The organism is Nitrospirota bacterium, assembly GCA_040755395.1.
Taxonomy (GTDB): domain Bacteria; phylum Nitrospirota; class Nitrospiria; order Nitrospirales; family Nitrospiraceae; genus DATLZU01.
Window position 1 is genome coordinate 1 of record JBFMAX010000030.1, and the last position, 9,232, is coordinate 9,232.

Genomic DNA, 9,232 nt, shown 5'->3' on the forward strand with positions numbered 1-9,232 from the left:
AGCGGACTCAGCAGATACTCAATGACTCGTCGCCGCCCGGTCTTGATCTCCACGGTGACGGCCATGCCGGGTGAGAGATTCACCTGCCTGCCATCGACCTGGATCGTCGCGCGATCCAGGCTGACGCGTGCCGGATACACCAGGCCAACTTTCTCGACCTGTGCCGCATCATCGGACACACTGAGCACTTTGCCCGGAATCGTGCCGTAGAGGGTGAACGGGAAGGTTTCGACTTTGATCTCGACCGGCTGACCTTCTTTGACGAATCCGACGTCCTTGTTTTCGACCTGCGCTTCGACTTCGACCGGATGGTCCAGCGGGACGATCACCATCAACGGTTGCGCCGGCGTGACAACGCCGCCCAGTGTATGGACCGCGAGCTGTTGCACCACGCCGTCGATCGGGGAGACGAGGCGTTGCCAGTCCGTGCGCTGCTCCGCCTTGACCACTTCCTGGGCGAGCGACCGCGCTTTCGTTTCGGTCGCAGACAGTTCAGCCTGCTTGGTCTGTTGAAATTCGGAGACGAACGCCCGGTAGCTCTGCTCCGCCTCGGCAAAAGCCGCGCGATCCTGGACGAGCTTCTTTCGTTGCCACGCGAGCTCCTGGGCCTTGTCGATGCGCTGCTCCTCGACTTGCAGATAGTCCATCTTGGACACAAACTGGTGCTCGAGTAGTTGCTTATAGGCCGCGGCGCGCTCGGCTTCGATCGGGACGGTGGCTTCCAAGACACAAAAAGACTCCCGGAACCCTTTCTTCTTCCCGGAACCCTTTCTTCTTCCCAGTGGCAGTTGAAGTTGAGGGTGGGCCAGGCGGAGACCCCGGCCCGGTTCAGGCGCAGGAGGTGGAGGGTTGTCCCTTCAGAACGAGATCGTGCTTCGTCGCAGGCAGAGACTGGCATGGCGCTCCCCCAAGCCAGCAGGAGGAACGCCACCCGCGGCATGATGACATCGACGCTACTGCCAGTTGGCGGCCAGGATGGCCTGCACATCTTCCGGGCGCTGCGCGATGGCTTGCTCCCACGTGAGGCCCGTCTGCGCGCTGAAACCGGCCATGGCCTGAAGGAGTTGCTCCACTTGCGTGTTCAGCAACTGCTGGCCGTTGCCGGCCTGGATGGTCTCGATCTGGTAGGACGAACCGGTGTACCAGTTCTGGATCGTCAGTTGGTCGGTCGAATTGTACCGCGCAATCTCCAGATCGTTCCCATTTTGACGCAAGATCAAATCCAGCGGATTGCTGCCGGTCCCGAACAACACGGTATCCGTGTTCCCCTGGGTCGCATCCGCATCGTTCAGGAGATCCTGACCAAACCCTGGATCGAACAGATAGTGGTCACTCCCCGCTCCGCCCACCAGCGTGTCGTTGCCCGCACCGCCTGTGAGCACGTCGGCGCCGGCGCCGCCCACTAGGCCATCATTCCCGTCGCCGCCTAGCAACGTGTCATCGCCTGCATCGCCCTGCAGGTAGTCATCGCCCACTCCGCCGTCGAGCCTATCATTGCCCGCGCCATCCCCCACATCATACGCATATTCGCCGTACAGCCGATCATGGCCGGCGCCGCCCACCAGCGTGTCGTTCCCCGCCCGACCGTAGATGAAGTCGTTGCCGGCAGCCCCGGTGACTTGGTCGTCCCCGACACCGCTCTCCACATACAGCGCCACCGTGTTGCCTGGCGCACTGTGTGTAAAGACGTCGTTACCAGCTCCGCCATAGACCTCTTCGAAGGTCGCGAGGTCCGCCGTCACACCCCCGCCCCCTTGCACTACTAGCCGGTCATACCCTGTTCCGCCATCGACCTGCACATCCTCCGCGTCCATCACGAGCGTGTCGTCCCCGTCACCGCCCAGCAACCTATCGGCCCCGGCATTGCCGTACAGGGTGTCATTCCCGTCGCCGCCATCGAGGCGGTCATTCCCCGTCCCGGGACCGCCCGCATAGTCTCCATACAAGGCATCATCACCCGCCTCGCCCATCAGCACGTCATCCCCGCTCCCGCCACTCAAGATGTCATTCCCCTCCCCGCCATCCAGCACATCGTTCCCTGCTCCATCTCCGACGTCGTACGCATACTCTCCACCCAATGTATCGTTGCCCGCGCCGCCGATCAGGGTGTCGTGGCCCGCCCGACCAAAGAGCTGATCATGGCCCGCGCCGCCGGTCACCGTGTCGTGACCGCCCCCACCCTCCACAGAGAGATTCACCAGCCGGTCCGGGGCGCTGTTCGTGAAGAGGTCATCGCCTGCCCCGCCGAAAACTTGCTCCACCGTCGCCAGATCGAGCGTCGCCCCGATGCTGCCTTGGACGGAGACCGTGTCGTAGCCGGCTCCGCCATCGACTTCGATATCCTCGCCATCGACGATCAGCCAGTCATCGCCGTCGCCGCCTCGCAGCGTATCCGCGCCCGCACCGCCTGTGAGGATGTCGTTTCCCGGACCACCCTCCACAAGGTCATCGCCGTCATCACCACCTAGGCCGTCGTTCCCCGCGCCGCCCAGCAGCACGTCATGACCGCCATTGCCGGTGAGACTGTCATCGCCCTCGCCCCCGTCCAGCACATCATGGCCCGGCGTGTCCCCGATGTCGTAGGCATACTCGCCATAGAGGCGATCGTTGCCGGCCCCACCCACCAGCTCATCATCACCCGAATTGCCGAACAACTGATCGTGGCCGTCCCCGCCGAGCACCTGATCGTTGCCGCCCCGGCCCTCGGCATAATCATTCCCACCCAGGGCGTCGATGATCTCGGCGCTGTTCGTGCCGTAAAGGACATCCTCACCCTCCGTCCCGGTGATCGTGGGGATGAGCAGGCTGGCCAGGCTCACTTCGCTGTTATCAGCAAACACCAATGTCTCCACCACCAGCGAACCAGTGGCGCCTGTGGGATCGAAGTTCGTCAGCTGAATCGCCTCGCCACCCGTACCCACCTGAATGGTGAGTGTGTTCTGCCCCTGGATCAAGGTTAGGTCGTTCTGACTAATGCCCGCCCCAAATTGGATCCGGTTCCCGGCTCCCGGAGCGACCGTGTCCTCGATCGTATCCACGCGGTCCCCCAGATTGAAGACATAGGTATCATCGCCAGCGCCTCCGCGCAGGATATCGTTCCCACCACTGCCTGTGAGCGTATTGGACGCCAGATTACCGATGAGCACGTTATCCAAAGCATTTCCTGTTCCGTTGATCGGAGCATCGCCGAGCAATGTCAGGTTCTCCACATTTGCGCCTAGGGCGTAACTGTTTCGGCTCATAACGGTGTCTACGCCTTCATCGGGCGACTCCACCACTATGTCCGGGAGATTATTCTGCCAGGAGGTGCCGAAGAGCAGATACGTATCATCGCCGGTGCCACCAATAAGGACGTCTTCGACCTGATCATCCAGTTCTGCATCGGTGAACGCCTCATTGGTTGATCCCCCAAACGGTGTCCCCCCCACCAACGTATCGTCCCCGGCGCCTCCGGAGAGCACATTGGCACTTGTATTCCCGACCAGCAGGTTGTCCAGTTCATTGCCGGTGCCATTCGGGGAAGCCTCGACCCCTGCGGTCACCAAGATAAGATTCTCAACATGAGAAGGTAAGACATAGGTGACCGACGTCCGCACCGTGTCTGTTCCTTCATCTGCCAACTCCACCACGACTTCGTCCGCGTGATACAGCACATAGGTGTCGTTTCCTGGCCCTCCAATCAGTATGTCATCGGGTAACATCGGATCGTCGCCAACCGGCCTGACCCCACCAGAAAACTCTATCGTTCCACCGATCGGCACGAGGATGTCGTCTCCAAGACCGCCGATGAGCACATCGCTTCCTCCCTGTTGGAAGCCCACCTCAAGTTCGCGTAGGAATCCGCCAATGAGAAGGTCATTGCCATCGGCGCCATCAAGCTGGTTGTTTCCTTCGTTGCCTGTCAACACATTGTCGAGGGCGTTGCCGGTGCCCACAAGCGGAGTGATGAGCGTGAGATTTTCCACATGGTCCGGCAAGGAGTAATCACCTGAGTCTTCAACCACCACCGTATCCCTACCTTCCCCTGCAGCCTCGGCGATCATGACATTGGAATGCTGCACATGGTAGATATCATCTCCCAATCCACCGATGAGGGTATCGTCAGGCACGGCCGAGTACAGCACATCCCCAAGGTTTGTCCCGGTGATGGGTGCGCTTTGCAGGCTATTGACGAGTGCGGCCACACTCCAGCGTGTCCCATCGGCAAACACAATCTCCCCCTGCGAGTCGAACGGTGAGAACGAGCTCATGTTCAAGAACAACCGATCAGCAGTGCCGGCTAGATGGAGAACCAGTCCACTGCCGCTTCTCGTCACAACGACCTCGTTCGGGCTGATATCAGAGGCCAATTGAACCGTGTCCACATCCGTACCGCTGGAATGAAAGTCCGTCGTGTCGAGCCCCGATCCACGCCCGAAAAAGTAGGTATCCCGGCCGCTTCCCCCGAGCAACAAATCATTGCCCGGTCCGCCGTCGAGGAAGTTGTCCCCGGTCAATTCAAAGAGCGAGTCGTCACCGACTCCGCCAAACAGCTGGTCATTCCCTCCAAAGCCGAACAAGGTGTCATTCCCGCCTCCCCCAACCAGCGTATCGTTTCCGGACGTTCCCCAATACGTGGTTCCGCCCGCAGGTCGGCCACCGTCCCACTTTGCTAACAGGGTCGCCGGATCCCAGACGGTGCCGTCGGCAAACCGAACCTCTTTCCCTTGATACTCAGGACCGAGGAAATAGGACTCGAGAACCAGTTCGTCGGAGGTCCCGTTGATCCGCAAGAGTAAATTCGAGGAATTCGTGAAACTGGTCACAACGAGGTCATTCGGCGTCACGTTGGCGGCCAGTTGAATGATGTCCACCTCGCCTGCATGAGCATCTATGATGGTATCCTTGCCTGATCCGGTACCAAACAGGTACGTATCCACCCCTGTTCCGCCAACAAGCCAGTCAATTCCGGCCCCACCGGACAACACATCAGCTCCCTCTCCACCATCCAGCAGGTTGTCGCCGCGATTGCCAATGAGGACATTGTCCAACGCATTGCCATACCCTTCCATGAATGGAGGAAATCGCTGTCCCTCGACCAGCGTGGCCTCCGAATCGAGCAGAGTAAGATTCTCCACATGGGCACTCAACCGGTAGGATCGGGCCGTCTGCACGATATCGATCCCTTCACCGGCTTGCTCCACCACGGTATCCCCAATGTCAACCACATAGGTATCGTTCCCTGCGCCGCCGATGAGTCGGTTTGCGCCGCCGTTGCCTCGGAGCACGTTGTCCAAGGTGTTGCCGGTGCCGTCAACGGAGGCAGCGCCTGTAAGCGTCAGGTTTTCCACATTCGCGCTCAGGGCATAGGTGTCAGCACTCAGCACAGTATCTATGCCTTCGCCCGCCAGTTCCACGACGGTGTCACCGGGACCGACAACATACGTATCGTTCCCCGCGCCGCCGGTCAGCACGTTCGCCCCGCTATTGCCCGACAGCACGTTGGCCAACGCGTTGCCCGTGCCGTCAATATTGGCTGTGCCGGTGAGGGTCAAATCCTCCACATTCGCACTGAGGGTGTTGCTGACGGAACTCTGCACCGTATCCAACCCCTCGCCGGGCTGTTCGTTCACGATATCTCCGGCGTCGTCCACGAGATAGGTGTCCTGTCCCTGGCCACCGATCAGTGTGTCGGCGCCAGCGCCTCCATCCAACACATCGTCGCCGGCCCCTCCGCTGATCGTATCGTCACCAGCCAGCCCAGCGAAGATGTCATCCTCCGGTGTCCCGCTGAGCACATCATCGCCGATCGTCCCGGCAATCAGGTTCTGCGTCATCGCGCGCAGGGTGGCTGCATCCCAGGTCGTGCCATCGGCAAATTCGACTTGTTCGATGGTCAAAGGCGAAGCAGGAAAGAAGAACGGGATAATCAAACGATCGCCTGTCCCGGTAAGACTTAAGACGAGATCCCGACCGCTCCTGGACACAGTCACATTGTTCGGCGTCACGTCCGCAGTCATTTGGATACGGTCCAGGTCTCCCGCGCTGTCCAGAATCGTATCCTGCCCGGCTCCCACGTCAAAGATATAGGTGTCATTCCCGCTGCCGCCCAACAGTCGATCATTGTCAGCGCCTCCATCCAGCACATCGTCGCCGGCTCCCGTCGCGATAAAGTCCTGTCCGCCTAACCCGGTCACCCGGTCGATCACGTTCGTGCCGAGAATCGTGTCGCCGCCGCTGGTGCCCGTCAGATCAAGGCCGCGATCGATCAACTGGCTATAGGTCAACACCGTGCCCTCGGTAAAACGGAATGTCTCAATCGCACGCTGGCCGTACGCGTCATTCCGATCGAAGTTTTCAAGGTGCAGTTCCACGCCCTGGGAACCAACCCGGATCAGGAGCGCGTCCGGCGTTTCACCGATGGAGGAAGGCGCCAACCCGAGACTCAAGTCGGCAGGAGTGATCCCCACTCCAAAGACCACCTGATTGCCTTCACCTGTCATCGCGCTATCTAGAATGCTGTCGACCCCATCACCGAGGTTAAGGAAGTACGTGTCATCACCAGCCCCGCCGAGCAGCGCATCATCGCCCAAGCCACCCGTCAGCCGGTCGGTCACGTCGGTACCGAAGAGAAAATCACTTCCGTCGGTTCCGAGGACATCAAATCCGCGGTCGATCAACTGGGCATAGGTGAGGACTGAGCCATCAGCAAAACGGAACATCTCAACGCTGTGGGGACCGTACGCGTCATTGAAGTCGAAATTGCCGAGACCGATCCCATCGTCGGTGTTGGCAATACGGAACTGCGGAGAGCCGTTGTCGATCGTCGGAATGACGGAACTGGACAGAATACCGGCTCCAAAGACGACCACGTTGCCTTCGTCGACCGTAGCCGTATCGATGACGGTATCAATGCCGTTGCCCACGTTCAGGGAATAGGTATCTTGCCCGGCGCCGCCATACAGCATGTCGGTGCCGGTGCCGCCATGAAGCTGATCATTCCCGGCGGCTCCGAAGAGCGAATCATTGCCCTCGCCACCACTCAACGTGTCATCGCCATCTACTTGAGCATCTGATGAATCTCCGCCATAGAGCTGGTCATCCCCGTTTCCGCCCTCCAACTGGTCGTTGCCGTCATCGCCGAACAGCACGTCCTCATTGAGGCCCCCGTCAAGGGCATCATCGCCGGCTCCACCGAAAAGCTGATCGGCTCCATCTTTGCCCAGCAAGGTGTCCGCGCCTTCCAGGCCAGACAGGGTATCGTTGCCGGAGCCGCCGTCGAGGACATTGTTGCCAGACCCGCCGGTCATCTGGTCATTCCCTGTCAAGCCGAAGGCACGCCGGTAGAACTCCCCTCCAGAAAGAATGTCGTTCCCGGCTGTGCCGATCAAGTCCAGGCCTTGCGCCGCCACATCGCTTGCGGTCAAGATGGTCCCATCCTGGAATTCAAACGTGCTGATGGGATTGATAGCCGTGGGATTAGTTGGATCGAAATTCAGAATACGGACTTCATCACCCGTCTCTGTGACCACGATCCGCAGCGATCCAGTTCCAAACGCCAGCATGTCGGCCGTGATGCCTGAGCCGAAAACCAGCCGATTGCTCTCTCCCGCCGTGTCGTCAATGGTATCTGCGTCGTCGCCGAGGCTTAGGACATACGTATCGGCACCCGCGCCACCGACCAGCGTGTCGGCGCCGATACCTCCGAAGAGGATATCGTCACCGGCATCGCCCTCTAAGTGGTCATTCCCATCATCCCCGAATAACTGGTCGTTGCCGTCATCGCCGAAGAGAAGATCGTTCTCAGTGCCACCACGTAGGATATCGTTGCCGGCCCCACCTTGGAGTTCATCCATGCCCGCGCCGCCGTCGAGCACATCTTGACCCTCATCGCCGAATAGCAAATCCTGATCCGCACCGCCAAAAAGCACGTCGTCGCCCCGAGCCCCAACCATTGTGTCGTTGCCGATCCCACCATCTAGCCAATCGTCACCTCCAACCGGATCGTTAGTAAAATCTCCAAACAGCGTGTCGCTACCGGCACCCCCGAGCAGGGTATCTCCTCCACCGCCGCCATAGAGAGTGTCGTCCCCTGTCCCGCCATCGAGCAAATCCGCTCCTGCATCGACGCCGGCGAGCGTCTGATCGTCGCCGTACAGGGTATCGTTTTCCGCACCACCCAGAAGCACGTCATCCCCGGCATCGCCCTGGAGATAGTCGTCGCCTGCCCCGCCGTCGAGATAGTCGGTGCCGCCTGTCGCACTGTTAAACGCAACACCAGGAATGAACGTCACGACACCTGGGTAAGTCATCCGCATGTTAGGGACCTCTGCCGGCGACTGGTCGCCATAGAGACGGTCGTTGTCGGTGCCGCCTACCAAGACGTCGTCGCCGAGCAGCCCCACTAACCAATCGGCGCCCGCTCCGCCATCGAGGTAGTCATTGCCGATCGTCGTAGCACCCAGCTCGATGGTTTCACCGCTCAGCACATCGTTCCCGTCTCCCCCAAACAGCCAATCGTTCCCCGAACCTCCATCCGCCCCGTCATCTCCAGCCCTACCGTAGAGCGTGTCTTGACCAGGTCCACCTTTCATCAAATCAATGTCGTCACCACCGTCTAACAGATCGTCCCCCTCGATCGCCAACATCAGATCCCGGCCCAGCCCTCCGAAGAGCCGGTCATTCCCACTGCCCCCGTGCAACTCGTCATGGCCGGCCCCCCCGTCAATTAAATGGCTCAAGGCGGCATTCGGGCCTTCGAGATTCAGAATATCGTTGCCGCCGTAACCATAAGCCTCGTGATTCGCATTCGCGGTCAAACTCGGGATGTTGTCGGTCTCATCGCCGTCGTAACGGATCGTCGGTTGGCCATACGTGACAGTGGGCGGAGTGCTCGTAGGGTACGCGGAGAGATCGCGCAGGATAATCCCCAACTCTCCCGCCTTCCAATTCGCCACGGTGAGTTGGCCGTTGATCGTGAGGTTATTGCCGCTCTGCGTGAAGGTGAGCTGCCCATCGGTGCTGCGAAACGTATTGTCAGGATCGCCTGCCCGGTGGATGCCACCCACGGCCAGTTGCCCATTCACTTGCAACGTGCCACGGTTGTCACTGTCTTCAACCGTATCCGTGCCATCGCCCGAGTTATAGATGTACGTGTCGAAGCCAGCGCCACCGACCAGCAGGTCATTGTCCCCAGCACCGCCCGCCAGAATATCGTTGCCCGCGCCGCCTTCGAGATAATCCGTGCCGCCTT

General features: G+C 60.1%; 2 protein-coding genes. Both read right to left on the minus strand.

The window, feature by feature from the left end:
* Positions 1 to 725, minus strand: a 725-nt coding sequence (locus AB1555_19805) for an HlyD family type I secretion periplasmic adaptor subunit (GenBank protein MEW6248925.1), incomplete at its 3' end; no start/stop codon positions are given.
* Between the two features lie 228 nt (positions 726 to 953).
* Positions 954 to 9,047: a calcium-binding protein gene (locus AB1555_19810; protein MEW6248926.1), complete on the minus strand. Its 8,094-nt coding sequence runs from the start codon at positions 9,045 to 9,047 to the stop codon at positions 954 to 956.
* Between the last annotated feature and the right edge of the window lie 185 nt (positions 9,048 to 9,232).